The 24,617-nt window shown below is 37.9% G+C and carries 27 protein-coding genes and 1 other annotated feature; of the genes, 26 read left to right on the top strand and 1 reads right to left on the bottom strand.

All coding sequences use genetic code 11. The features are described from left to right. Positions 1–5 precede the first annotated feature (5 nt). From prmA to deoC, 4 genes are all read left to right on the top strand, one after another. The gene (prmA, locus tag V7108_RS13070) at positions 6–947 is read left to right on the top strand and encodes a 50S ribosomal protein L11 methyltransferase (protein ID WP_335516780.1); all 942 of its coding nucleotides are present in this window, start codon (positions 6–8) and stop codon (positions 945–947) included. Positions 948–1,054: 107 nt separating this feature from the next. Continuing rightward, positions 1,055–1,807: a 16S rRNA (uracil(1498)-N(3))-methyltransferase gene (locus V7108_RS13065; protein WP_335568473.1), complete on the top strand. Its 753-nt coding sequence runs from the start codon at positions 1,055–1,057 to the stop codon at positions 1,805–1,807. Positions 1,808–1,812: 5 nt separating this feature from the next. Next, positions 1,813–3,171, top strand: a complete 1,359-nt coding sequence (gene mtaB, locus V7108_RS13060) for a tRNA (N(6)-L-threonylcarbamoyladenosine(37)-C(2))-methylthiotransferase MtaB (protein WP_335568472.1) — start codon at positions 1,813–1,815, stop codon at positions 3,169–3,171. Positions 3,172–3,258: 87 nt separating this feature from the next. After that, positions 3,259–3,933, top strand: coding sequence for a deoxyribose-phosphate aldolase (deoC, locus tag V7108_RS13055; RefSeq protein WP_335568471.1), 675 nt, complete (start codon positions 3,259–3,261; stop codon positions 3,931–3,933). A gap of 425 nt (positions 3,934–4,358) precedes the next feature. Here deoC and V7108_RS13050 read toward each other — a convergent pair whose 3' ends face one another. Beyond that, positions 4,359–5,285, bottom strand: a complete 927-nt coding sequence (locus V7108_RS13050; RefSeq protein ID WP_335568470.1) for a Na/Pi symporter — start codon at positions 5,283–5,285, stop codon at positions 4,359–4,361. Positions 5,286–5,499: 214 nt separating this feature from the next. Between V7108_RS13050 and rpsU the strand changes: the two genes are divergently transcribed. The 22 genes from rpsU to cccA all read left to right on the top strand — a co-directional run bounded on the left by rpsU (position 5,500) and on the right by cccA (position 24,615). Then, positions 5,500–5,673 (top strand): 30S ribosomal protein S21, encoded by a 174-nt coding sequence (rpsU, locus tag V7108_RS13045; RefSeq protein ID WP_075686208.1) that lies wholly within the window; start codon positions 5,500–5,502, stop codon positions 5,671–5,673. Between the two features lie 15 nt (positions 5,674–5,688). Then, a complete protein-coding gene (locus V7108_RS13040; RefSeq protein WP_335517993.1) occupies positions 5,689–6,135 on the top strand; it encodes a GatB/YqeY domain-containing protein in 447 nt (148 codons plus the stop codon). A 113-nt stretch (positions 6,136–6,248) separates the two neighbouring features. Further along, positions 6,249–6,884: an NfeD family protein gene (locus V7108_RS13035; RefSeq protein WP_335517994.1), complete on the top strand. Its 636-nt coding sequence runs from the start codon at positions 6,249–6,251 to the stop codon at positions 6,882–6,884. A gap of 46 nt (positions 6,885–6,930) precedes the next feature. Beyond that, a complete protein-coding gene (floA, locus tag V7108_RS13030) occupies positions 6,931–7,896 on the top strand; it encodes a flotillin-like protein FloA (protein WP_335518026.1) in 966 nt (321 codons plus the stop codon). Between the two features lie 24 nt (positions 7,897–7,920). After that, positions 7,921–8,337, top strand: coding sequence for a hypothetical protein (locus V7108_RS13025; RefSeq protein ID WP_335568469.1), 417 nt, complete (start codon positions 7,921–7,923; stop codon positions 8,335–8,337). Positions 8,338–8,431: 94 nt separating this feature from the next. Then, positions 8,432–8,734 carry a sporulation protein YqfC gene (gene yqfC / locus V7108_RS13020; RefSeq protein WP_335518001.1) on the top strand — a complete coding sequence of 101 codons (303 nt, stop codon included), beginning with the start codon at positions 8,432–8,434 and terminating at the stop codon, positions 8,732–8,734. After that, on the top strand, positions 8,731–9,924 hold the full coding sequence (gene yqfD / locus V7108_RS13015) for a sporulation protein YqfD (RefSeq protein ID WP_335568468.1): 1,194 nt from the start codon (positions 8,731–8,733) through the stop codon (positions 9,922–9,924). Before yqfC ends, yqfD begins: the two co-directional genes overlap by 4 nt. Beyond that, a complete protein-coding gene (locus V7108_RS13010; RefSeq protein ID WP_335518007.1) occupies positions 9,921–10,889 on the top strand; it encodes a PhoH family protein in 969 nt (322 codons plus the stop codon). Before yqfD ends, V7108_RS13010 begins: the two co-directional genes overlap by 4 nt. 186 nt (positions 10,890–11,075) lie before the next feature. After that, a complete protein-coding gene (locus tag V7108_RS13005) occupies positions 11,076–13,241 on the top strand; it encodes an HD family phosphohydrolase (protein WP_335518010.1) in 2,166 nt (721 codons plus the stop codon). Continuing rightward, on the top strand, positions 13,238–13,711 hold the full coding sequence (gene ybeY / locus V7108_RS13000) for an rRNA maturation RNase YbeY (RefSeq protein WP_335518013.1): 474 nt from the start codon (positions 13,238–13,240) through the stop codon (positions 13,709–13,711). The genes V7108_RS13005 and ybeY overlap by 4 nt, the downstream gene beginning before the upstream one ends. After that, positions 13,689–14,093: a diacylglycerol kinase family protein gene (locus V7108_RS12995; RefSeq protein ID WP_335518017.1), complete on the top strand. Its 405-nt coding sequence runs from the start codon at positions 13,689–13,691 to the stop codon at positions 14,091–14,093. Before ybeY ends, V7108_RS12995 begins: the two co-directional genes overlap by 23 nt. A 182-nt stretch (positions 14,094–14,275) precedes the next feature. Then, positions 14,276–14,677 carry a cytidine deaminase gene (locus tag V7108_RS12990; RefSeq protein WP_335518020.1) on the top strand — a complete coding sequence of 134 codons (402 nt, stop codon included), beginning with the start codon at positions 14,276–14,278 and terminating at the stop codon, positions 14,675–14,677. Continuing rightward, positions 14,667–15,584 carry a GTPase Era gene (gene era / locus V7108_RS12985; RefSeq protein WP_335568467.1) on the top strand — a complete coding sequence of 306 codons (918 nt, stop codon included), beginning with the start codon at positions 14,667–14,669 and terminating at the stop codon, positions 15,582–15,584. Before V7108_RS12990 ends, era begins: the two co-directional genes overlap by 11 nt. A 350-nt stretch (positions 15,585–15,934) precedes the next feature. Then, the gene (locus tag V7108_RS12980; protein WP_075686228.1) at positions 15,935–16,078 is read left to right on the top strand and encodes a YqzL family protein; all 144 of its coding nucleotides are present in this window, start codon (positions 15,935–15,937) and stop codon (positions 16,076–16,078) included. A gap of 31 nt (positions 16,079–16,109) precedes the next feature. After that, entirely contained in the window at positions 16,110–16,862 is a 753-nt protein-coding gene (gene recO / locus V7108_RS12975; protein ID WP_335568466.1) for a DNA repair protein RecO, read from the top strand. Positions 16,863–16,911: 49 nt separating this feature from the next. Further along, positions 16,912–17,095 (top strand) — a binding site (T-box leader). A 56-nt stretch (positions 17,096–17,151) separates the two neighbouring features. After that, positions 17,152–18,534, top strand: coding sequence for a glycine--tRNA ligase (locus V7108_RS12970; protein ID WP_335568465.1), 1,383 nt, complete (start codon positions 17,152–17,154; stop codon positions 18,532–18,534). A gap of 55 nt (positions 18,535–18,589) precedes the next feature. Beyond that, positions 18,590–19,225: a helix-turn-helix transcriptional regulator gene (locus tag V7108_RS12965; RefSeq protein WP_335520199.1), complete on the top strand. Its 636-nt coding sequence runs from the start codon at positions 18,590–18,592 to the stop codon at positions 19,223–19,225. Between the two features lie 71 nt (positions 19,226–19,296). Beyond that, the gene (locus tag V7108_RS12960) at positions 19,297–20,106 is read left to right on the top strand and encodes a pyruvate, water dikinase regulatory protein (protein ID WP_335520196.1); all 810 of its coding nucleotides are present in this window, start codon (positions 19,297–19,299) and stop codon (positions 20,104–20,106) included. 218 nt (positions 20,107–20,324) lie between these two features. After that, positions 20,325–20,609 carry a DUF188 domain-containing protein gene (locus V7108_RS12955; protein WP_335568464.1) on the top strand — a complete coding sequence of 95 codons (285 nt, stop codon included), beginning with the start codon at positions 20,325–20,327 and terminating at the stop codon, positions 20,607–20,609. 98 nt (positions 20,610–20,707) lie between these two features. Then, the gene (dnaG, locus tag V7108_RS12950) at positions 20,708–22,516 is read left to right on the top strand and encodes a DNA primase (protein WP_335568463.1); all 1,809 of its coding nucleotides are present in this window, start codon (positions 20,708–20,710) and stop codon (positions 22,514–22,516) included. Between the two features lie 41 nt (positions 22,517–22,557). Beyond that, positions 22,558–23,685 (top strand): RNA polymerase sigma factor RpoD, encoded by a 1,128-nt coding sequence (rpoD, locus tag V7108_RS12945; RefSeq protein ID WP_335510533.1) that lies wholly within the window; start codon positions 22,558–22,560, stop codon positions 23,683–23,685. A 573-nt stretch (positions 23,686–24,258) separates the two neighbouring features. After that, positions 24,259–24,615 (top strand): cytochrome c550, encoded by a 357-nt coding sequence (cccA, locus tag V7108_RS12940; protein ID WP_335568462.1) that lies wholly within the window; start codon positions 24,259–24,261, stop codon positions 24,613–24,615. Positions 24,616–24,617: the final 2 nt, after the last annotated feature.

The following is a 24,617-nucleotide window of genomic DNA, read 5'->3' as shown; positions in this document are numbered from 1 at the left end:
GTAGAATGAAATGGTCTGAACTTAGTATTCACACTACAAACGAAGCGATTGAACCAATATCACATATTTTACACGAGGCGGGAGCCAGCGGTGTTGTTATTGAGGACCCTTTTGAACTAACAAAGGAAAGGGAAGATCAATTCGGGGAAATCTACCAACTCAATCCAGATGATTACCCTGAAGAAGGAGTTATTGTAAAAGCTTATCTTCAAGTAAACAGTTTCTTAGGTGAAACGGTAGATGCAATAAAAGATTCAATAAATAACCTCATTATTCACAATATCGATATAGGTTTAAATAAGGTAACCATTAGTGAAGTAAACGAAGAAGAATGGGCAACAGCATGGAAGAAATATTATCATCCTGTGAAAATTTCAGAGAAGTTTACGATTGTTCCTACTTGGGAGACCTACAATCCAGTAAGCAGTGATGAATTAATCATTGAACTGGACCCAGGAATGGCGTTCGGTACCGGAACACATCCGACTACGGTTATGTGTATACAGGCGCTAGAAAGGTCTGTCAGGCCGGGTGATAGGGTAATTGATGTCGGTACAGGCTCTGGTGTCCTTAGCATTGCAGCTGCGATGTTAGGAGCAGAAGATGTTCGTGCCTTCGACTTAGATGAAGTTGCTGTAACCTCAGCACGATTAAATATAAAGCTTAACAAAGTAAGTGAAAAAGTAACGACTAAGCAAAATAATCTCTTAGATGGTGTAGATGAAAATTCTGCGGATGTTATCGTTGCGAATATTTTAGCTGAGGTTATCTTACGTTTTACAGAGGATGTTGCACGTGTTGTTAAACCTGGTGGATATTTTATCGCTTCTGGAATCATTCAACAGAAGAAGGATGAAGTAAAAGAAGGACTTATTCAGTCAGGCTTTGAAATCACAGAAACAATCTTGATGGAAGATTGGGTTGCCATCATTGCAAAGAGGACATAATGCTTATAAAAAGGGGATTAACCCCCTTTTTTGTATTTTCTATGCTTTAACTATAGTCTTTATTTGAGTAAAATAAAGAGTAAATGTTTTTTAGAGGGGTGCATCGTGTGCAACGGTACTTTGTTAAACAACGAGCAAGTGATAACCGTTTTCAAATTGATGGTGATGACCGTCATCATTTGTTAAAAGTTATGCGTATGACAATCGGAGACAAAATCATATGTGTAGATCCCAAGGGGGATACGGCGATTTGTGAAATTGCAAAAATTACCGATGAACATGTCGTTGCAGACGTTGTACAATGGATAGATGAGAAGTCAGAGCTTCCGATTTTCGTTACGATTGCAAGTGGACTGCCAAAAGGTGACAAACTTGAATGGATTATTCAAAAAGGGACCGAGCTGGGTGTCCGTGAATTCATTCCATTCTCTGCCCGCCGTTCGGTAGTAAAGTGGGACGATAAAAAGTCCGCCAAAAAAATAGACAGATGGCAAAAAATTGCGAAAGAAGCTGCAGAGCAATCTCATCGTGGAATGGTACCTGAAATTATCAGCCCGATGAATTTAAAAGCTTTGATTGCAAATAGTAAAGACTTTGATTTTAAATTAGCTGCTTATGAGGAAAAGAGCAGAAGCGGTGAAACATCTATTTTCTCAGCAACTTTACAGAGAATGAAACCAGGCGATTCGCTATTAATCGTATTTGGTCCTGAGGGTGGACTAGCTGAAGAAGAGGTTCAACTTTTACAGGCTAATGATTTTGTCCTATGCGGATTAGGTCCGCGGATTTTAAGAACGGAAACGGCGCCTTTATATGCTTTAGCGGCGGTTTCCTACCATTTTGAATTATTGAGGAGATGAATAAAATGCCGACAGTCGCTTTTCATACACTTGGTTGTAAGGTGAATCATTATGAGACTGAAGCAATCTGGCAATTGTTCAAGCAAGAAGGCTATGATCGAGTTGATTTTGAATCAATCTCTGATGTATATATTATCAATACGTGTACGGTAACAAATACGGGGGATAAAAAAAGCCGCCAAGTTATTCGGCGTGCAGTCCGAAAAAATCCGGACGCGGTCATTTGTGTGACGGGATGTTATGCACAAACATCCCCTGCAGAGATCATGGCGATACCTGGAGTTGATATTGTCGTTGGCACCCAGGATCGAGTGAAAATGCTTGAATACATTGAACAATATAAAACAGAACGTCAGCCGATTAACGGTGTAGGCAATATCATGAAAAACCGTGTTTACGAGGAGCTTGATGTTCCGGCCTTTACGGATCGAACACGAGCATCACTTAAAATCCAAGAAGGCTGCAACAATTTTTGTACATTCTGTATTATCCCTTGGGCTCGTGGTTTAATGAGATCTCGTGAACCAAAGGAAGTTATTCGTCAAGCACAGCAGCTTGTTGACGCTGGTTATAAGGAAATTGTCTTAACAGGAATTCACACAGGTGGATATGGAGAAGACATGAAGGATTATAATCTTGCATTGCTGCTTCGTGACTTAGAAGCACAAGTCAAGGGGCTTGAACGTCTTCGAATTTCCTCAATAGAAGCAAGCCAAATTACCGATGAAGTGATTGAAGTAATTAAGCACTCTAACATCATTGTTCGTCACTTGCATATTCCAATTCAATCTGGTTCTAATACGGTACTAAAAAGAATGCGCCGCAAATATACGATGGAATTCTTTGGCGAGCGGTTAGACCGGTTAAAAGAAGTGCTGCCTGGTCTTGCTGTTACATCTGATGTTATTGTTGGTTTTCCTGGCGAAACGGAAGAAGAGTTTATGGAAACATATAATTTTATTAATGAACATAAATTTTCTGAACTCCATGTGTTCCCTTATTCTAAGCGCACTGGAACGCCAGCAGCCCGTATGGAAGATCAAGTTGATGAGGAGATCAAGAATGAGCGGGTACACCGCTTAATCACTCTCTCTGATCAGTTGGCAAAGGAATACTCATCACGATTTGAAAATGACGTGTTAGAGGTAATCCCTGAAGAAGAATTCAGCACAGGTATGTATGTGGGTTACAGTGATAATTATTTAAAAGTGGTATTCCCTGCAACAGAAGATATGATTGGTAAAATTGTTAAAGTGAAAATCACTAAAGCTGGATATCCACACAATGAAGGCCAATTTGTTCGTATTGTCGAAGATAATCGTATAAAATCTAATGTATTTGCAGAAGAAGAAGCTGCCATTTAAGGGACCAATATTGGTCCCTTTTTTCAGTCTATCTGGGTATCCTAGTGTTAGAAGTGAATGCTTGAAAAATTGAAAGGGGCTTATATCATGACGACGACTAATATTGCTTCAATGATTGATCATACACTGTTAAAGGCGGATGCAACCCGTCAACAAATTGAAACCCTTTGCCAAGAGGCAAAAGAATATAAATTCTTTTCAGTTTGTGTGAACCCTACATGGGTAAGTACAGCAAGGGATTTATTAAGTGGCAGTGGTGTCAAGGTTTGTACCGTAATTGGATTTCCATTAGGTGCGACAACGCCTGAAACAAAGGCGTTTGAAACTAACAATGCAATTGAAAATGGCGCAGATGAAGTTGATATGGTCATTAACATCGGTGCTTTAAAGGATAAAAATGATGAGCTAGTTGAAAAAGATATTCGTGCTGTCGTAGAGGCAGCAAAGGGCAGGGCGTTAACAAAGGTGATTATTGAGACGAGCTTATTATCAGAGGAAGAAAAAGTTCGTGCCTGCAATCTAGCAGCTAAGGCAGGAACTGATTACGTGAAAACATCCACTGGATTCTCGACAGGCGGTGCAACGGTTGAAGATATCAAGCTCATGAGGGAAACAGTAGGACCAAATATTGGTGTAAAAGCTTCCGGGGGGGTCCGCAATACCGAGGATACACAGAAAATGATTCAAGCGGGAGCAACGAGAATAGGTGCAAGCGCCGGGGTGGCGATCCTTCAAGGATTAACTGTAAATTCAGATTACTAAAAAGACTGCCCTTGGCCGTCTTTTTCAGTTTTGAACATAAGATGTCTTGTCCTTAATCGAGTAACTAGCAATAGTAAAAATAAGCGGAGATTTTCCGGTTATGCAAAGAAAAATCTCCTAAATTTGCTTTTTTCGAGTCAATAGTCGGAATTTCTCCGCCTATTTGGGCCTTTTTAAATAGTAATTACCAATTAAGCGGAATTTTTCCGTCTATTTATCATAGCGTGTGCTTAACCTGATTCCCCAACCAATAAGTAGGGGTACTCTTGGTCCTCTAAGTTCGGGAATCGGCAGTTTTTTATCGGCCAGGTTATTCAGATATAAAATTGTACTGAAAAAGACGTATTCCAATTCATACGTCTTTTCATGTGTCTTTTAATAATAAAGCCAAAGCCCCGAAAACGGAACCTTTTAGGCCATCTTTACTATGTTTTTCTGCCATGTACCTTCAAAATTAACTCTCCAAATTTCGTAGCAAACGGCAGGACCATAACCGAGGATACCACATTAAAAATAACACTAATATGTGCAAGCTGGATCATTTTTTCCTCAGCTAATAAATGGGCATTTTCGGATAATAGCGGAATAAAGGGAGAAAAGAGTAATACGCCAGCTACATTGAGCCAAACATGCGCAAATGCCGCCAATCTGGATTCTTTACCTCCTCCAATTGAAGCAATAAGAGCAGTAATACATGTTCCGATATTGGCACCAAATACGATGGCAATACCTGCATCTAGATGGAGCAGACCAGCTGTTAGAAATCCCATGGTGATACCAGTCATAGCGGTACTCGATTGAATAATAGCAGTAATGAAGGCTCCGGTTAAAATACTTAAGAGGATATTATCGTTGATGGAGAGAATATAGTTATTAATAAAAGGAAGAGCAGTTAATGGTTTGGCTAAAAGCTCAAAACCTTTCATTGCTGTAAACACAGAGGCGATTCCAAAGGTGACCATGCCGATACTTCTTAGCTTGATTGATTTAAAAAAGGTAAGAAATGCTCCGATTATGGCAAGTGGAACTAATACTTTATCAAGGTTGAACGTGATTAGTTCCGTTTTAAAGGTTGTTCCAATATTAGTACCCAAGATGATTCCAATTGATTGGGGAAACGTCATAATTTTAGTTGAAATCAGCCCGATTGTAATAACCATTACGGCAGAACTGCTCTGTAACAATGCAGTTACAAAGGTGCCTGTCACCATTCCTTTTAGTGGTGTACTTGTTAATTTTGTCAACCAGCCTTTCAATTTATTCCCAGATAAATTAAATAACCCGAACCTTATTATCGTCATGCCAAAAATAAATAATAAAATAAATAAAATAAATAAAACTATGTATAGCATGTCCTTACCCCCTCTCTTCATTGTATGTCCTTCGAGGACGGACATGCCAAATTTAAGTGAGTCGTTCAAAAATTTGTAGTATTTACGAATAAAAATTTCAAAAGCTTAAATATCTCATAAGAAATACAGTTGACCTTGTTTCTTTGATATATTATAATTGCAAGGTACATGGATTGAATGTAAGTGTGTTGTGTTTCGGAGGGAGGGAAAGAGAATGTCTAAAACCGTCGTTAAGAAAAACGAATCGCTTGAAGATGCTCTTCGTCGCTTCAAACGTACAGTATCAAAAACTGGTACTTTACAAGAGGCAAGAAAGCGCGAATTCTACGAAAAGCCAAGTGTAAAGCGTAAGAAAAAGTCTGAAGCTGCAAGAAAACGTAAGTTCTAAGAGAGGGTGTAATTGATGAGTCTTCTCGAGCGTTTAAATAGTGACATGAAACAAGCGATGAAAAATAAGGAAAAAGACAAACTCACAACGATTCGGATGGTAAAAGCTTCATTGCAAAATGAAGCGATTAAGCTTGGAACAAAAGAACTTTCCGAAGATACTGAGTTAACAATCCTTTCTCGCGAAGTAAAGCAACGCAAAGATTCCCTCCATGAATTTGATAAAGCAGGTCGTCAAGATCTTGTTGATAAATTGCGTACAGAATTGGCTATCGTCGAACTGTATTTACCGAAGCAGCTTTCCGAAGAAGAGTTGTCAGAAATTGTTAAAGAAACAATCTCTGAAGTCGGTGCAAAATCAAAAGCGGATATGGGAAAAGTGATGGCTGCGATTATGCCTAAAGTAAAAGGTAAAGCAGACGGTTCACTTGTAAATAAATTTGTACAACAACACCTTTCATAATTATTCTGACAACCAAAACCGCGAGCGTATGCTTGCGGTTTTTAATTTTGTTGGGATTGAAACTTATATGGAAATGAAACGTATTACTGGTGTTAGAGGAAGGGAGGGTAACCATGATTGAGTTTCTCACAGACCCAATCGTTGTAACATTGTTATTAACCATTGCAGGGGCAGCAATTGTTTATGAGCTTTTTTCATCAAGGTTTGGTATATCAGGATTTATAGGATTGTTTGCATTACTTCTATTCTTTTATGGACATTTTCAAGCTGGTCTTGCTGGTTTCGGTACGATTATGTTATTTGCGCTTGGAATTATGCTTATTTTCTTGGAATTTTTTCTTCCAGGAGCCATTTCGGGTACACTGGGATTAGCTGCACTAATTGCTAGCCTGTTTTTAGCAGGAGAAAATCCATTGAGTATCGGAATATCCATTTTTATTTCTATATGCGTTTCAATTGCTTTGTTAATAGTTATGGTAAAGGTATTAGGTAAAAAAATCGTCTTATTTAATCGGATGATTCTGTTTGATGCAGCGAAGAAAGAGGATGGTTATGTCTCTAATGTGAATCGAACGGATTTAATAGGGAAACAAGGAATCGCATTGACAGTCTTAAGACCGTCAGGAACAGCAGTTATAAATAATGAAAGAATCGATGTTGTAACCGAAGGCGATTTCATTGACAAAAATGCTAAAATCAATGTGATCAAGGTTGAAGGAGTACGGATCGTAGTCAGAAAAGTAAATTAGTTATTAGGAGGTAAGTGCTGTGGAATTAACGAGTGGAAGTTTATTTATGATTGGAATAATCGTGGTAGCGTTAATTTTCCTTGGAATATTATTATCCTTTGTTCCGGTAATGCTTTGGATTTCAGCATTGGCTGCAGGGGTTAGAATTAGTATCTTTACATTAGTAGGGATGAGACTTAGACGGGTTACTCCGAGCAGAGTGGTGAATCCGCTTATTAAAGCGCATAAGGCTGGAATAAATGTAACAACGAACCAGCTTGAGAGTCACTACCTAGCAGGCGGGAACGTGGATCGAGTGGTCAATGCTTTAATTGCTGCCCATCGTGCAAACATAGAGTTATCATTTGAACGCTGTGCTGCAATTGATTTGGCTGGCCGTGATGTATTAGAAGCTGTACAAATGAGTGTTAACCCTAAAGTCATTGAAACACCCTTTATTGCAGGTGTTGCCATGAATGGTATTGAAGTAAAAGCCAAAGCGAGAATTACGGTAAGAGCAAACATTGATCGCCTAGTTGGTGGTGCCGGTGAAGATACTGTTGTCGCTCGTGTTGGGGAAGGGGTCATTTCAACGATTGGTTCATCTGAAGACCATAGTAAAGTACTCGAGAGCCCTGAACTGATTTCGCAAACAGTCTTAGCTAAAGGATTAGATTCTGGTACCGCCTTTGAAATTCTATCAATTGATATTGCCGATGTTGATTTAGGTAGAAATATCGGTGCTGAACTGCAAACGGAACAAGCGGAAGCAGATAAGAAAATTGCCCAAGCAAAAGCGGAAGAGCGCAGGGCTATGGCTGTTGCTTCGGAGCAGGAAATGAAGGCAAGAGTAGAAGAAATGAGAGCTAAGGTTGTTGAGGCAGAGGCAGAGGTGCCGCTAGCCCTGGCAGAAGCATTGAAATCCGGCAATATTAGTGTCATGGAATATATGAACTATAAAAATATTTCGGCAGATACGGATATGCGTGGATCGATAGGAAAGATGACGGGTGAGAAAAAAGATGACCAGTAATCTTCCTTAGAAGGAGGTTGAGGCATGGAAACCATATTATTTTTAATTATCGCTGGTATTCTTTCAACCCTTTTCGGGAAATCGAAGGGTAAAGGTAACGGGCCGACAAAACCTTTCACGGCAAAAGGATTTGATGATTTTCGCACTAGGGTTGAACAACAAATGGGGGGATTCCCCAGAAAAACAGAACCAATTTCTACTGGTGAGCCCGTGTTGCAGAAACTTCAAAATATAGAGGAAACATATCAACAAATGAAATCTGTTTCACCAAGCAGGCCTGTAGAGCCTGTTAAGCCCATTACAGCCTCAAGATTGGAAGTTAAAACAGAGGATAATACATTAGAAAAACCAGATGAAAAAACGATCATTAATGGGATTATTTGGGCGGAAATCTTAGGTGAGCCGCGAGCTAAAAAACCGTACATTCCAAGAAAAGGCTAAATTAATTATTTCAAATCGTACGCATTAAAAGAAAAAGAAGTGCTAGAACCTTCCTTCATTTCATAAAATTGAGATGAAAGGGGGTTCTTTTTTTATGGCAAAAAAATGGGGCCTGCGTGTCCGGAACTGGATGGCACAAAAAATGGATCTTCCTCAAGATGTCATGATGGATTTACCCCGTATTACAATGATAGGGCAAATCCATATATATATAGAGAATCACAGGGGTTTGATTACCTTTACAGATAAAGAATTACGTCTCTTGTTAAAACAGGGCCAATTGCAAATAAAAGGGAAATCTTTCGTGATAAAGACCATTTTACCTGAAGAGATTTTGCTTGAAGGAAAAATTGATCAGGTCCTTTATATAAATGAAAATCCAGGAGGAGCAAAATGAAAAACCAATGGATCGAATTTTTAACTGGCAGGGTAACTGTTAAAGTATCTGGAAGAGGTATAGAAAGATTTTTAAATGTCCTAACTCGTAATGGCTTAATGATTTGGAATGTGAAAAGACATGGGACGGAAACGATCACCTTTACGATGAGACTTGCTGACGCGTTGAAAATAAGACATTACGCAAGAGAGAGGGAATGCTCCATTTCGTTTTTAAAAAGGGCAGGAATGCCTTTTTTATTTAAGCGATTATTGAAAAATAGCGGGTTTATTGCTGGAGCCCTCTTATTTTTCTTACTTATCATGTTCTTATCCAACGTTATTTGGGGAATCGATATCAAAGGAGCAAAGCCTGCAACGGAGTATCAGATTCGCAAAGAATTGGACAAGATGGGGGTAAAGGTAGGTAAAATTCAATTTTTTGTTGATAATGTAGAAGGAATTCAAAGGGAATTGACCAATAAAATCGGCAGCCTCACCTGGGTTGGTGTGGAATTAAAAGGGACAACCTACCAGCTTCAAGTGGTTGAGAAGAAGGAGCCCGAAAAGCCTGAACAACTGGAGCCTAGAAACCTTGTTGCAAAAAAGAAGGCCATTATTGCTTCCATGTTTGTAGAAACGGGACAGAAGGTTGTCGATATTAATGACCATGTGGAGGCAGGGCAATTACTCGTTTCGGGTGTCATAGGTCAGGAAGGGCAAACACAGCAAGTAGCAGCAGTGGGTGAGGTTTGGGGGGAAACATGGTATAAAAGCCATGTGGAATTGCCGCTAATAACCAATTTCTTTGTATTCAACGGTCAAGAAAAGCAAAAACATTCTCTCATTATCGGCAATCTAGAGATTCCAATTTGGGGATTTGGAGATCCGGAATTTAAAGAATATGAGGCAGAAAAGAATATAAAGAAGATAAATTTTCTTAAATGGGAGCTGCCAATATCATTTAGCAATGAAACATTACGGGCCCGTGAAGAGACAACTCGGACATATAGTACCAAGGAAGCTGAAAAAATTGCTTTGGAATTAGCAAAAAATAAAATAAAAACCGGATTGGATGAAGAAGCTATAATCAAAGATGAAAAAATTTTACACAAAGAGTTGAAAAATGGTAAAGTTATCCTAGATATTCATTTTAAGATAATCGAAAATATTGCGGTTGGACAACCAATACCTAAGGAGACTCCTGAATGACAGTTAAGCTTAAAACAATAAATGTGCAACTAGAAAATCCAAACGAGGCGATTGCTCTCCTGGGCAACGCAGATGCCAATATAAAAATAATAGAAGAAGAGCTTGAAGTATCTATTGTCACCCGTGGCGAATCGGTCAGTTTATCAGGTGAAGAGGAAAAGGTAGTACTTGCTAGTCAAATTCTTGATAAGCTTATTTTTGTAATCCGAAAGGGTGTAACCATCAGCCAAAGGGATGTCTTGTCAGCGATTCAAATGGCTCAAAAAGGAACACTTGATTACTTTACGAATCTTTATGACGAAGAAATTGCAAAAAACGTAAAAGGAAAAACTATTCGAATTAAAACACTTGGACAAAGACAATATGTGATGGCCATCCGCCAAAATGACTTGGTATTTGGAATTGGGCCGGCCGGAACAGGCAAAACATATTTAGCCGTTGTAATGGCGGTCAATGCGTTAAAAAACGGACAAGTAAATAAGATTATTTTAACCAGGCCGGCAGTCGAGGCAGGAGAAAGCCTTGGTTTTTTACCAGGTGATCTAAAAGAGAAGGTGGATCCTTATTTACGCCCTCTATATGATGCACTGAACGATATACTCGGTTCAGAACACACTCAAAGATTAATTGAGCGCGGAACAATTGAAATTGCGCCGCTTGCCTATATGAGGGGCCGGACATTAGACGATGCCTTTGTAATATTAGATGAGGCACAAAATACTACCCATGCGCAAATGAAGATGTTTCTAACACGCCTTGGCTTTGGTTCAAAAATGGTTATTACTGGGGACCAAACGCAAATTGATTTACCGAAAGGTGCAAAGTCAGGCCTAATAGCAGCAGAAAAAATATTATTGGGTGTCAATGGAATTTCCTTTATTTTCTTAGAACAAAGTGACGTTGTCAGACATCCATTAGTGGGCAGAATCATTGAGGCATATGAAAAGAAACCACTCCCAAATTAAAGTAATAAATGAGGGATAAACCGCTTAATCGGTTTATCCCTTTGCCATGTATTCCTATTAAATACTTTGAAAAAGTCCGCTCTGCTAATAGAAGGTGAAACTTCAGGAAAAAACTGTTATCATTTTACTAAGCAGATTTACATAAGTGACAAAGGTTTATTTTTGGTGCTTTTGGGGGGAATAGGGTTGAAAAAAATACAGCAGTATTTAATGCAAATAAAAAAGCTTCTCGATTATACCTTCTTCAGAGTGGTAGTTTTTGTGGTTCTAGGAGTCATATTATTTTCCTCATTGTATGGGAATGTAAAGCCCGAGAAGCTTGATATAAGTCTGTTAACAGTAGCGGAGAAGACCATTCGTTCACCGGCAACCGTTGAAGATAAAATTAGTACCGAAAAAAAGCGGCAAGAAGCATTGGATCATGTGCAGGACGTTTATACATTAAAAAAAGAATATTCCTCCAATCAGGTAGATTTAATAACCTCTATTTTTGACTCTGCTTCTGAAGTGAATAAAGAAATAAAGGATACTGCGGAAAAACAGAGCCCAATCGATGAAGACCCTTTAGGGTTTGTCGTACCAACGGTTGAAGAAGAAGTAACCATGCTTAAAGAGAAATTAACGGATCGTGTCACAAAGGACCTATCTGAACGTGTGTTTACCGCACTTGTACAAGCCAGTAATGATGAATTATCAATTGCTAAAGACTTAACGGTAACGGCTATTAACAATGTAATGAACAAACGAATTTCAGCGGATGATGTTGAAAATGCAAAAAAGACTTTAGAAGAAGAATTAAAGTTTACCACATTGAATGGTGATTTAAAGAATGCCTCCATTGAATTAGGCCGATACGCTGTCATTCAAAATGAGTTTTATGATCCGGAAGCAACGGAAGAACTGCGAAAACAAGCAGGTGAATCAGTTGAACCAGTAAAAATTCTACAAGGTCAAATTATTGTCGAAGAAGGTAAATTAATCCGACAAGAAGAATATCGACAACTTGAATTAGTTGGTTTATTGGATAATAAACAATCTTATAAACCTTTTATTGGATTGATAATCCTGCTAGCAATTATATTGAGCTCTATTTATTTTTATTTTTATCAGGTAAAGGAGCAGCCAGAGAAGAGGCAGACGAATTTTCTATTGTTTGTAATTATTTTTCTCCTGACGTTTTTTATCCTGAAAATCATCAGTATGCTGCAAATTTTTAATTACTCGGGTATTGGTTACTTATTTCCTGCGGCTATGGGCGGGATGTTGTTAAAAATATTAATAGATGAGAAACTAGCGATTCTTTCATCGATCATTTTATCTATTTTTGGAAGTGTACTATTTAATGAAGGGGTTTCTGGTACGCTTAACTTTTCTGTCGGAATTTATATTCTGTTTAGTGCTCTTGCAGGTGTACTCTTTTTAAGCAATCAGAATCAGCGATCAAAAATCCTGCAGGCAGGCTCTTTTACTGCGGCTGTGAATCTATTTACAATTTGGGCACTTATGTTTTTGCCAAATGGACAATTTTCTGGGTTGGAATATGGGTATTATATCTTAACAGCCATCTTCTCAGGAATCAGTTCTGCTGTACTGACGATGGGGCTATTACCATTATTTGAAACAAGCTTTGGTATTCTATCCACAATGAAATTGATAGAGCTGTCGAGTCCTAATCATCCACTTCTAAGGAAAATTCTAATGGAAGCACCAGGAACCTACCACCATAGTGTGATGGTGGCCAATCTTGCGGAGGCTGCCTGCGAGGCAATTGGGGCAAATGGATTGTTAGCAAGAGTAGGGTGTTATTACCACGATATTGGTAAAACAAAACGACCAAACTTTTTTATCGAAAATCAAATGCATCTTGAAAATCCACATGATCGCATACAGCCTGATAAAAGTGCTAATATTATTATTTCACATGTAACCGATGGGGCCGCTATCTTAAAGAAATACAATATGCCAAAGGAAATCATCCATATTGCCGAGCAGCACCATGGTACTACCTTGCTGAAATACTTTTATCATAAGGCTGCACAAGCTGGAGAAGAGGTTAAGGAAGAGGATTACCGGTATCCGGGTCCGAAGGCACAATCGAAAGAATCAGCCATTGTCGGTATTGCTGACAGTGTGGAGGCTGCTGTAAGATCCCTTAGTCAGCCAACTCCTGAAACCATTGAGACACTGGTAAAAAAGATTGTTGCGGATCGTCTTCAGGATGGGCAATTAAATGAATGTGACTTAACTTTGAAAGAATTAGAGACTGTCACCCACTCTTTTTGTGAAACCTTAAAAGGAATATTCCACTCCAGGATTGAATATCCAGAAATGACAAAGAAGGTGCAAGAATGAACAAATTGATGATTGATTTAGTTGATGAAACCAATCAGCTGTCGAATGAACAAATGGAAGAAATTGAAAAGCTGTTAAACTTTGCTGCAGATCAAGAACAAGTGGATGATCAAAGTGAAGTATCTGTGACGTTTGTTTCCAATGAAAGAATTCATGAAATTAACCGTGAATACAGAGATAAAGACGCTCCTACGGATGTTATTTCATTTGCAATGGAAGAGCTGGGAGAGGGAGAAATTGAATTGATAGGAGCTGAGATTCCTCGAATATTGGGGGATATAATCGTTTCCATACCGAAGGCAGAAGAACAGGCAAAAGAGTATGGACATTCATTTAATCGAGAGCTGGGCTTTTTGTGTGTGCATGGTTTCCTCCATCTTTTAGGATATGACCATATGGAAAAAGCGGAGGAAGAAAAAATGTTTTCGCGACAGAAGGAAATTTTAGATGAATATGGACTCACACGATAAAGCAGTTTCATTATTGAAATCTTTTTCTTATGCTCTGACAGGCATAAAGACTGCCCTTTGGACAGAAAGAAATATGCGTATCCATTTATTGGTTTCGATAGGTGTAATTTGCTGCTCGTATTTTTTTTCAATAAGTAAACTAGAATGGTTATTTGTCATTGTTGCAATTGGCGGAATTTTTTCTTTAGAATTACTAAATACAGCAATCGAGCGAGTAGTGGATTTGATTACAGAAGAGTATCATCCCCTTGCTAAACAAGCAAAAGATTTAGCTGCCGGTGCTGTTTTTATTTACGCGCTCACTGCAGTAATCATTGGGGTAATCATCTTTGTACCTCATATTCTAAGATGGGTATTAACAGTTTATTTTATTGCAATTTGAAATGGAATTGTAAATCCGGTACAATAATTTATCAACTAGTAGCTGAAAAAGGTAAATTAGTTGACTTTTGAGAAAATTCAAATTTATTTATTACTTTTTCGCTACAAGTGATGATTTTGTGACATTTTTAGGGTAAAATAAAGAAAGCGGCAGAATAATTGCTGGAAGGGAAGATTGAACTTTTGAACATCGAGAAATTAATCGAAGAATCAAAGAAAGCAAGAGAAAAAGCATATATTCCATATTCTAAATTTGGGGTAGGAGCAGCTTTATTAACAACAGATGGAAAAGTATATCATGGATGTAATATAGAAAATGCCGCTTATAGCATGTGCAATTGCGCGGAACGTACTGCAATATTTAGTGCGTATTCTCAAGGTGATCGAGATTTTAAAATGCTTGCCGTTGTCGCTGATACCGATCGTCCCTGCTCACCATGTGGAGCATGCCGTCAGGTAATCTCGGAACTGTGTCCTGGGGACATGAAGGTCGTTCTAACCAACTTAAAAGGTGAAACATTAGAAACTACTGTTGCTGAGTTACTTCCAGGTGCCTTTACTATGGAGGATTTACATGCTGAGTAATGAAAATAAAGGATTTAAATCTGGTTTTATTTCAATTATAGGACGCCCAAATGTAGGAAAGTCAACATTTCTAAACCGAGTTATTGGTCAGAAAATTGCTATTATGAGCGATAAACCTCAGACAACTCGTAATAAAATTCAGGGTGTATTAACATTAAACGATACCCAAATGGTTTTTATAGATACACCAGGGATTCATAAGCCGAAGCATAAACTTGGCGATTTTATGATGAAGGTTGCCCAAAACACATTAAAAGAAGTTGATTTAATCCTATTTATGGTAAATGCTGAGGAAGGCTTTGGGCGTGGAGAAGAATTTATTCTGGAAAAATTTCAAACCGTTAACACACCAATCTTTCTTGTTATAAATAAAATTGACCAAATACACCCAGATGAATTATTACCGCTTATTGAATCTTATAAAGATAAATATCACTTTAAAGAAATTGTTCCTATATCCGCACTTGAGGGGAATAATGTTGAGAGATTACTTGAACAAATTAAAGTCTATTTACCGGAGGGACCCCAGTATTATCCGGCAGATCAGGTAACCGATCACCCAGAAAGATTTATTATCACCGAGTTAATTCGAGAAAAAGCGCTGCACTTAACACGTGAAGAAATTCCTCACTCGCTTGCCGTAGTACTTGATAAAATGGAACGGCAAAAGGGAAAGGATATCATCCATGTTATGGCTACAGTTATTGTGGAGAGAGACTCTCAAAAAGGCATCATTATTGGAAAACAAGGAAGTATGCTCAAAGAAATCGGGAAGCGCGCCCGAGTGGATATTGAGAATCTTCTAGGATCAAAAGTTTTCTTAGAACTTTGGGTTAAAGTTCAAAAGGATTGGCGAAATAAAATGTCCCAACTGCGCGATTTTGGCTTTAACGAAGATGAATACTAATACGTGCTGTCTAGCTACAGCGCCTAGCCCCTCTATGGTCATAAGCCAATCCGTCATGAAGGTTAAAAAGCAACCTTCCTGCCGGCTCGTCTTATGCTTGTCGAGGCTGTACACTAAGGAAAGCTCCTTAGGATAATCATCGCAGGAACAAGCTGCTTTTTGCTTGTTCCGAAGGCGCTTCCGCTTTTCTATATACACCCTAAATAACCTATTAACTTTCTTGTGAAATTATGCATGGACAACATTAACAATATTTTCGTCTTATGATTTTTGCTTAGGCAGGCTATGATAATTGTAAGGTTTGGGATTCTTAAAATGGCTAGTCTAAATCATGAAAGGTGGGGTTTTCGATGATGGATTTTACGTGGAAAGTATTCCTACAGACAGGCAATATTGACACTTATCTTCTCTTTAAAGAGCTCGAGAAGGAAAACCAAGAAATACCCGGAAATCAGAATGAAGATCTAGCGCAAATGGATTTTCCCGTTTCATAAGTTTGTCTAATGTATCGGGATGGTGACAGCTATGCTTCAAAAATGCGAAGGCATCGTCATTAGGACTACAGATTATGGTGAAACCAATAAAATTATTACTCTTTATACAAGAGAGTGGGGAAAGATCGGCGTTATGGCAAGAGGGGCTAAAAAGCCAACCAGCCGTCTTTCCTCCATTACCCAGCTTTTTACTCACGGGTATTTTTTAGTCCAAAGAAGCAGTGGACTAGGCAGTGTTCAACAGGGAGAAATGATTACCAGCTTTCGGGCAATAGGTGAAGATATATTTTTAACTGCCTATGCTAGTTATATCGTTGAATTAACAGATAAATCTACTGACGATAAAAAACCAAACCCATTTCATTTCGAACTGCTTTTTCAAACTCTTAATTATATGAATGAAGGATATGATCCAGATATCCTAACTAATATTTATGAAATGAAAATGCTAAATGTGCTGGGATTGTATCCCACATTAAACCAATGTTCCGTTTGCGGCAGCACAGACGGACTTTTTTCTTTTTCCATCCGTGAAGGTGGGTTTATATGTCAACGGTGTTTGGGCAAAGATCCATACCATTATAAATTATCGCCATCATCTGTAAAATTATTACGTTTATTTTATTATTTTGATCTGTCGAGATTAGGTAATATCTCCGTAAAACAGGAAACCAAGGATGAATTAAAAACCATCATTTCTGCTTACTATGAAGAATATTCAGGACTTTATTTAAAATCTAAAAAATTTCTTCAGTCAATGGAAAAATTTCGAAATCAATTTTAGGAGTTTATTGACTTTTATTTTAGATTTCGATAATATGTGATGTAATAATATAGTTGCTATGATGGAAAAGAGTACTTAGCAAGTTACTATAAAAGCGAACCTAGGATGGTGTAAGCTAGGGTATAGGGCACTAAGGAAGGCGTTCTTGAGCAAATTAATGTGTTTAACACATAAAAGAGGCTGCTTTTAGAGCGGCAAATAGGGTGGAACCGCGGGTAACTCTCGTCCCTATGCTTAATTTAAGCATAGGGATGGGAGTTTTTTATTTTATTAAGGAGGAGTAACAGAAATGAAAGTATCAATGGAGCAAATAGTTTCTCATGCAAAACACAGAGGTTTTATATTTCCAGGATCAGAAATCTACGGTGGTCTGGCTAATACATGGGACTACGGCCCTTTAGGAGTCGAATTTAAAAACAACATAAAGCAAGCTTGGTGGAAGAAGTTTGTGCAAGAGTCACCATACAATGTTGGACTAGATGCAAGTATCTTAATGAATCCAAGGACATGGGAAGCATCCGGACATATCGGTAACTTCAATGATCCAATGATGGATTGTAAAAACTGTAAAGCTAGACATCGTGCCGATAAGCTGATCGAAAATGCTTTAGATGAAAAGGGAGTAGAGATGATTGTTGATGGGCTTCCATTTGATAAGATGGAAGAGCTGGTAAAAGAACATAATATTGCCTGTCCTGACTGTGGCAGTCATGATTTTACCGGCATTCGTCAGTTCAATTTAATGTTCAAAACGTTCCAAGGAGTAACGGAGTCTAGTGCCAATGAAATTTTCCTGCGCCCTGAAACAGCACAAGGTATTTTTGTAAACTTTAAAAATGTGCAACGTACAATGAGAAAGAAATTACCTTTTGGTATTGCGCAAATCGGAAAAAGTTTCCGTAATGAAATCACTCCTGGAAATTTCACTTTCCGTACCCGTGAATTTGAACAAATGGAGCTTGAGTTTTTCTGTAAGCCGGGCGAAGAGCTTACATGGTTTGATTACTGGAAGAACTTTGCTGAGAAATGGCTTCATTCATTAGGGTTAAATAAGGAGAATTTAAGATTACGCGATCATTCAGAAGATGAACTTTCTCATTATAGTAATGCAACTACTGACTTTGAATATAAATTCCCATTTGGATGGGGAGAACTTTGGGGAGTAGCTTCACGGACAGACTATGATTTGAAGCAGCATATGCAATTCTCTGGAGAAGATTTCAACTACATCGACCCAGAGACAAATGAAAGATATATACCTTACTGTATCGAGCCTTCACTTGGTGCTGACCGGGTAACATTGGCATTTTTAATTGATGCATATGACGAAGAACAACTTGAAGATGGAACTTCTAGAACCGTTATGCACTTCCATCCTGCACTGGCACCATTTAAAGCAGCAATTCTGCCATTATCGAAAAAACTTTCTGAAGAAGCTAGAGAAGTTTATGAAACATTGGCAAAGCATTTTTCTGTAGACTATGATGAAGCAGGATCAATCGGAAAACGTTACCGCAGGCATGATGAAATCGGGACACCATTCTGTATTACCTTTGATTTTGATTCTAAAGAAGATAAAATGGTAACAATTAGAGACCGTGACACCATGGAACAAACTCGAGTTCCAATCGCCCAATTAGTTTCCTTTATTCAAGAAAAGATCATGTTTTAAAGTTTAAAATCAGAGGTGCGGCGGATCGAACCGCATCTCTAACAAATGTTTAAATATGGTGGTGAGAAAAATAGAACTGACCAAACGCCAAGAACATATCATTGAGATTGTGAAGGAGCATGGACCAATTACTGGGGAGAGTATTGCTGAACAACTTAACCTAACTAGAGCTACTTTGAGACCGGATTTATCGATCTTAACAATGGCTGGATTTTTAGATGCAAGGCCTCGGGTCGGGTATTTTTATACTGGGAAATCAGGGACTGCGCTTTTAACTGAAAGCCTTCAGAAGATACTTGTGAGAGATTATAATTCCATTCCTATCATTGTGAAGGAAAATGTTTCGGTATATGACGCAATTTGTACAATGTTCCTTGAGGATGTGGGAACATTATTTGTTGTAGACCAAAACTCACTTTTGGTTGGTGTGTTATCACGAAAGGATTTGCTCCGAGCGAGCATTGGAAAACAAGAACTAACTGCACTGCCAATCAACATTATTATGACGAGAATGCCGAATATAACAATGTGTGAAATGGATGACTCATTAATTGATGTTGCAAAATTATTAATTGAAAAACAAATCGATGCCTTACCAGTTGTAAGACAATCAGAAAATGGATATGAAGTAATTGGCAGAATAACTAAAACAAATATCACAAAAGCATTTGTTGCCTTGGGGAATGAGTGATAGGACAACATCCCAAGGACTCCGACGTAGACATTAATAAAAGTATTTTCCAGAGGAGCTGTTGAGGAAGAATGATTACGCCTGTCATATATGTGGTATCTGATTCAGTGGGGGAAACAGCTGAATTAGTTACAAAAGCGGCAATCAGCCAGTTTAATGGGTCAGGGATGACGTTGAAAAGATTTCCTTATGTGGAGGATAAAGAACACATTGATGAAGTTATTTCGCTCGTTACGATGGACCATGCGATGATTGCTTTTACATTAGTAAAACCAGATATGCGTGTTTACATGAAGGAAAAAGCAGATGAAGCAGGAATATATGCAGTTGATTTAATCGGTCCAATTATGGATCAAATTCAAATCTTCAGCGGGAAAACCCCTTTGTGCGAACCCGGATTGGTAAGAAAACTAGATGAGGATTATTTTAAAAAAGTAGAGGCCATTGAGTTTGCAGTTAAATATGATGATGGTCGTGACCCCAGAGGAATATTAAAAGCGGATATTGTCCTAATTGGAGTATCTAGAACCTCAAAAACTCCTTTGTCACAATACCTAGCTTTAAAACGTTTAAAAGTTGCCAATGTACCTCTTGTACCAGAAGTGGATCCACCTGAGGAATTATACAAAGTTCCTGCAGAAAAATGCTTTGGACTAAAAATCAGCCCTCAAAAACTAAATAACATAAGAAGAGAACGGTTGATTTCCTTAGGGTTAAATGATCAGGCCAGCTATGCAAATATAGAAAGAATTCGTGATGAGTTAACCTTCTTTGAAAAAATAGTAAATAAAATTCATTGTCCGGTTATAGATGTAACCAATAAGGCAGTAGAAGAAACAGCCAATGTTATCTTAAATTACGTTCATAAAAGAAGAGCTTAGCACATAATCTTAGATTATGTGTTTTCTAATGAATGAAAAAAGTATGGAAATGTCTAAAAGAATGTACTATAATAAAAAATTGTGATAAAAATGAATCTTTTAGGTTTAGACTTGCATGTATACGAATAAACTATTTATTGTTAGATGTCAAGGGAACCTTCAGAAAAAAATTCGACAATTACCTTTACTTTGAAAAGTTATCACTTTAAAGAAGGAATATGCGGAGTGATGTAGAATTATTACTATACAAAAGGCATTCCAACTATTTTTGTCGATGGTGTTTCATACCAGTTAAAGAGGAAAATGTCGAATTTCCTACTACATTTTCCTTGAAAGTTCTTTTTATCGCTTCTTGTGATCCCCATGGAAACAATAAAACTACATATGCGAATGCAACATGGAAAAATGTTGATTCCAGAAAAGAAGCTTTGGACTTATTCATCATGAACCATACTACAAAGGGGGATATTACTGTTACACAGAATATTGGACTTGCTTTCTGATGATCAAAGAAAATTAGTGAGGAAATCAACAAAATTTTTGTCGAAAAATGCAGGAATTTAGATTTCTTTGAAGAATAAGTACAATTGGAGATGTTTTCATGGCAGAACGGATTGCCGAAGAAAAAATCAATCAAATTCGTCAGTCTGTTGATATAGTTGAATTAATTAGTGAATATGTTCAACTAAAAAAGCAAGGACGAAATTACTTCGGATTGTGTCCTTTCCATGGAGAAAACTCCCCATCTTTTTCCGTCTCTATCGATAAGCAAATTTACCATTGCTTTGGCTGTGGAGCGGGAGGAAATGTTTTCTCATTTTTAATGGAGCTAGAAGGAATTTCCTTTCTAGAAGCTGCCGTTAAATTAGCTGAAAAGGCTAATATTGATTTACAAGTAAACTTCTCAAGTAATGGGAAGGGGAAGAGTGTTTCTCCAGAAATACAGTCTATGCTTGACGCGCATGAGCTCTTACAGAAATTTTACCATCACTTATTAGTAAACACAAAAGATGGCCAACATGCCCTAGAGTATTTGCTGAACAGAGGATTTACCCGAGAATCGATTGATAAATTTCAGATTGGTTATTCATTAAATTCATGGGATTTTGTATACAAATTTCTTACCAAGAGAGACTTTTCTCCAGAATTGATGGAACAAGCGGGCCTAATTATCAAACGAGAAAGGGATGGAACTTATTTTGATCGATTTCGAGATCGAATTATGTTCCCAATTTTTGACCGAAATGGAAAAACGATTGCTTTTTCAGGGAGAGCGCTAGGGGCAGATGAGCCCAAATATTTAAATAGTCCTGAAACGGTTATCTTTAATAAAAGTAAAATTTTATATAATTTTCATTTGGCCAAACCGAATATTCGAAAATTGCAGCAAGCTGTTCTTTTTGAAGGTTTTGCTGATGTTATTGCTGCTGATCGATCTGGTGTGGAAAATGGGATTGCTACAATGGGTACTTCCTTGACAGAAGAGCATATAACCTTAATCCGGCAAAATACCCAGTCCATAACAATCTGTTTTGATTCAGACAAGGCGGGAATAGAAGCCGCTTATAGAGCTGGTAATATGCTAATGGAAGCTGGATGTACCATTAAAGTTGCCATGATGTCAGATGGACTTGATCCAGACGAATATATAAAAAAAAATGGCCCAGAAAAGTTTCGTAATGAAGTTATAAGTGCAAGTCTTACCTGGATGGCATTCAAATTTCTTTATTTTCGTAGAGGAAAAAATCTTCAAATTGAAGGAGATCGGCTTGCCTATATCGAAACTATACTTAGAGAAATAAGTAAATTGACAAAAGCTGTAGAAAAAGATCATTATTTGCGTCAGCTTGCCTCAGAGTTTTCTATTTCTTTAGAAGCATTACAGCAACAGCTAAAACAAATTTTCTTTACAGAAAAAAGAAAATCAAGTGGTCAAACACAGCCGGTCAAACAGCCAAGTATGATTGTAAAACCGGAGAAAAGATTACCAAAGGCACATTTTACAGCTGAACGGTGTTTAATTGCCCATATGCTAAAAGATAGGGATACAGCTTATAAGGTTCAGGACTTATTACAGGGGAACATGTTTAACACTGATGAACATCAGGCAATAATAACATATCTAATTGGTTTTTACGAAGAGCATATGAATCCTGATACTAGTGCATTTTTAACCTACATTCAAGATAGCAATCTTAGAAGAATAGTCGCTGATATTGAAATGATGTCAGTAAATGACGAATTGAGCAATCAAGAATTAAATGATTATATCAAACAGGTGTTGAATTATCAAAAAATGTTAAAGATAAAAGAAAAAGAAGTGGAACTGAAAGAAGCAGAGCGGCAAAGTGATTATAGCAAAGCAGCTGCAATTGCTACTGAAATCAATCAATTGCGTAAATCGCTATAGATTCCATTTTAATGTCTTTGATTCTGGAAGGAGGGGGACATATGGCTGAAAAATCAGCCCGTTCAAAAGAGGCCGAGAACGAATTGACCTTTGAACAAGTAAAAGAACAGTTAACGGTACTGGGTAAAAAAACCGGAGTCCTTGCCTACGATGATATTGCGGAAAGAATGGCAAATTTTGATTTAGAATCCGACCAAATGGATGAATTTTATGAATTTCTTGGTGATCAAGGAATTGAATTAGTAGGAGAAAGTGACGAGGAAGATCCAAATCCTAAGCAATTAGCAAAAGGCGATGACGATGAGTTTGATTTAAACGATCTTAGCGTTCCTCCTGGAGTTAAGATAAACGATCCTGTTCGTATGTATTTAAAAGAAATTGGGCGTGTAGATTTACTTTCTGCTGAAGAAGAAATAAAACTGGCTAACCGAATTGAGGAAGGCGATGAAGAAGCAAAACGACGTCTTGCTGAAGCAAACCTCAGGCTTGTAGTTAGTATTGCCAAACGATATGTTGGCCGCGGTATGTTATTTCTTGATCTCATTCAAGAAGGTAATATGGGACTCATCAAAGCTGTTGAAAAATTTGATTATCGTAAAGGCTTTAAATTTAGTACGTATGCTACTTGGTGGATACGTCAAGCTATCACTAGAGCTATTGCTGACCAAGCTAGAACCATTCGTATCCCAGTGCATATGGTCGAAACCATTAATAAACTTATCCGTGTACAGAGACAATTACTTCAGGACCTAGGCCGCGAACCTACACCAGAAGAAATTGGCGAAGATATGGATTTAACACCAGATAAGGTTAGAGAAATTCTAAAAATCGCGCAAGAGCCTGTCTCTCTTGAAACTCCTATAGGAGAAGAAGATGATTCACACCTTGGTGATTTTATCGAGGACCAAGACGCAACCTCGCCTTCTGAGCATGCTGCCTATGAATTATTAAAAGAGCAGTTGGAAGATGTCCTAGATACCCTAACAGACCGTGAAGAAAACGTTCTTCGCTTACGCTTTGGATTGGATGACGGACGTACCCGTACTCTAGAAGAGGTTGGAAAAGTATTTGGTGTTACCCGTGAACGTATCAGACAAATTGAAGCAAAGGCACTGCGTAAATTACGCCATCCAAGTCGCAGCAAACGCCTAAAAGACTTCTTAGAATAAAAAACGAAAGATGGTTTACTTCTTACGAGAGGTAAACTATTTTTTTGTCTAGCCCCGGATGAGCACCTTGTACTCCAACTGGAAATGTAAGCACTTTCGGTATTTGTATTTATTTTACTGAATTGTTTTACAGTTTGCAAATAGGTAAAAGTATTCTTTTTGTTTTTTATCACAAATTATTTTGGGAATAAAGCGTTATTTCTTTGGAAATCCACAATCTTTCATATGTGGCAGCAGGAAATTTGTATTCAAAAATAACTAAAAATATTTTTAAGTATTTTTATGAAGGAAGCTTGTTGAAAGATGTGCTTTTTTATGCTTTCGGAATTTTTGAGAATGTCCCTTGAAATCACAGAAAGGTTTTTGCCAGTTAAATTGGTTGTAAAGGGATGATTAGGGAAGAATACAAAGGCTGACTCCTTATATGATTTAGTCTTTTTAGGCATTTTTCTAAATATTATCGCGACAAAATAAGTTTAGGGCTTTTCCTTCTTACGTTTTTAAAGTAAAATAGTAATTGTTTGTAGAAGACTATTTCATTTACAGTTGTACGTACATAAGGGAGGTTAAATCATGAATCGAAATCCGGTAATGGGGTACATCCTAATCTTTGTATTTGGTATCGGACTAATGTTCTTATTGTCTTTTAAAGGCCTCGGGGATATGGATGAGCTTGCCAAGGAAAAAGAAGGCGGTACAGAGACAGAACAGGTTGTAAGGGCACCTGAAGATATTTACAAGTCATGTGTAAGCTGCCACGGTGACGCATATCAAGGTGGAATGGGTCCTGCTCTAAAAGGTGTTGGAGATAGGTTATCCAAAGATGAAATCATTGAAGTCGTTACAAAGGGCAGAGGAGCTATGCCAGGCGGCATGGTTAAACCTGAAGAATCAGAAGCCATGGCTGAATGGTTAGCAAATATTAAATAATT

This window comes from Neobacillus vireti, from assembly GCF_036962345.1.
GTDB classification, from domain to species: Bacteria; Bacillota; Bacilli; order Bacillales; family Cytobacillaceae; genus Neobacillus; species Neobacillus vireti_A.
The sequence above is the reverse complement of the archived record's forward strand: the minus strand, read 5'-3'. Positions and strand labels throughout refer to the sequence as shown.

What these genes read in the sequence shown, in the direction of transcription:
- prmA (WP_335516780.1), top strand. Translation starts at nt 6, where the DNA reads ATGAAATGGTCTGAACTTAGTATTCACACTACAAACGAAGCGATTGAA.
- mtaB (WP_335568472.1), top strand. Translation starts at nt 1,813, where the DNA reads ATGCCGACAGTCGCTTTTCATACACTTGGTTGTAAGGTGAATCATTAT.
- deoC (WP_335568471.1), top strand. Translation starts at nt 3,259, where the DNA reads ATGACGACGACTAATATTGCTTCAATGATTGATCATACACTGTTAAAG.
- V7108_RS13050 (WP_335568470.1), bottom strand. Translation starts at nt 5,285, where the DNA reads ATGCTATACATAGTTTTATTTATTTTATTTATTTTATTATTTATTTTT.
- rpsU (WP_075686208.1), top strand. Translation starts at nt 5,500, where the DNA reads ATGTCTAAAACCGTCGTTAAGAAAAACGAATCGCTTGAAGATGCTCTT.
- V7108_RS13040 (WP_335517993.1), top strand. Translation starts at nt 5,689, where the DNA reads ATGAGTCTTCTCGAGCGTTTAAATAGTGACATGAAACAAGCGATGAAA.
- V7108_RS13035 (WP_335517994.1), top strand. Translation starts at nt 6,249, where the DNA reads ATGATTGAGTTTCTCACAGACCCAATCGTTGTAACATTGTTATTAACC.
- floA (WP_335518026.1), top strand. Translation starts at nt 6,931, where the DNA reads ATGATTGGAATAATCGTGGTAGCGTTAATTTTCCTTGGAATATTATTA.
- V7108_RS13025 (WP_335568469.1), top strand. Translation starts at nt 7,921, where the DNA reads ATGGAAACCATATTATTTTTAATTATCGCTGGTATTCTTTCAACCCTT.
- yqfC (WP_335518001.1), top strand. Translation starts at nt 8,432, where the DNA reads ATGGCAAAAAAATGGGGCCTGCGTGTCCGGAACTGGATGGCACAAAAA.
- yqfD (WP_335568468.1), top strand. Translation starts at nt 8,731, where the DNA reads ATGAAAAACCAATGGATCGAATTTTTAACTGGCAGGGTAACTGTTAAA.
- V7108_RS13010 (WP_335518007.1), top strand. Translation starts at nt 9,921, where the DNA reads ATGACAGTTAAGCTTAAAACAATAAATGTGCAACTAGAAAATCCAAAC.
- ybeY (WP_335518013.1), top strand. Translation starts at nt 13,238, where the DNA reads ATGAACAAATTGATGATTGATTTAGTTGATGAAACCAATCAGCTGTCG.
- V7108_RS12995 (WP_335518017.1), top strand. Translation starts at nt 13,689, where the DNA reads ATGAATATGGACTCACACGATAAAGCAGTTTCATTATTGAAATCTTTT.
- era (WP_335568467.1), top strand. Translation starts at nt 14,667, where the DNA reads ATGCTGAGTAATGAAAATAAAGGATTTAAATCTGGTTTTATTTCAATT.
- V7108_RS12980 (WP_075686228.1), top strand. Translation starts at nt 15,935, where the DNA reads ATGATGGATTTTACGTGGAAAGTATTCCTACAGACAGGCAATATTGAC.
- recO (WP_335568466.1), top strand. Translation starts at nt 16,110, where the DNA reads ATGCTTCAAAAATGCGAAGGCATCGTCATTAGGACTACAGATTATGGT.
- V7108_RS12970 (WP_335568465.1), top strand. Translation starts at nt 17,152, where the DNA reads ATGAAAGTATCAATGGAGCAAATAGTTTCTCATGCAAAACACAGAGGT.
- V7108_RS12965 (WP_335520199.1), top strand. Translation starts at nt 18,590, where the DNA reads ATGGTGGTGAGAAAAATAGAACTGACCAAACGCCAAGAACATATCATT.
- V7108_RS12960 (WP_335520196.1), top strand. Translation starts at nt 19,297, where the DNA reads ATGATTACGCCTGTCATATATGTGGTATCTGATTCAGTGGGGGAAACA.
- V7108_RS12955 (WP_335568464.1), top strand. Translation starts at nt 20,325, where the DNA reads ATGCGGAGTGATGTAGAATTATTACTATACAAAAGGCATTCCAACTAT.
- dnaG (WP_335568463.1), top strand. Translation starts at nt 20,708, where the DNA reads ATGGCAGAACGGATTGCCGAAGAAAAAATCAATCAAATTCGTCAGTCT.
- rpoD (WP_335510533.1), top strand. Translation starts at nt 22,558, where the DNA reads ATGGCTGAAAAATCAGCCCGTTCAAAAGAGGCCGAGAACGAATTGACC.
- cccA (WP_335568462.1), top strand. Translation starts at nt 24,259, where the DNA reads ATGAATCGAAATCCGGTAATGGGGTACATCCTAATCTTTGTATTTGGT.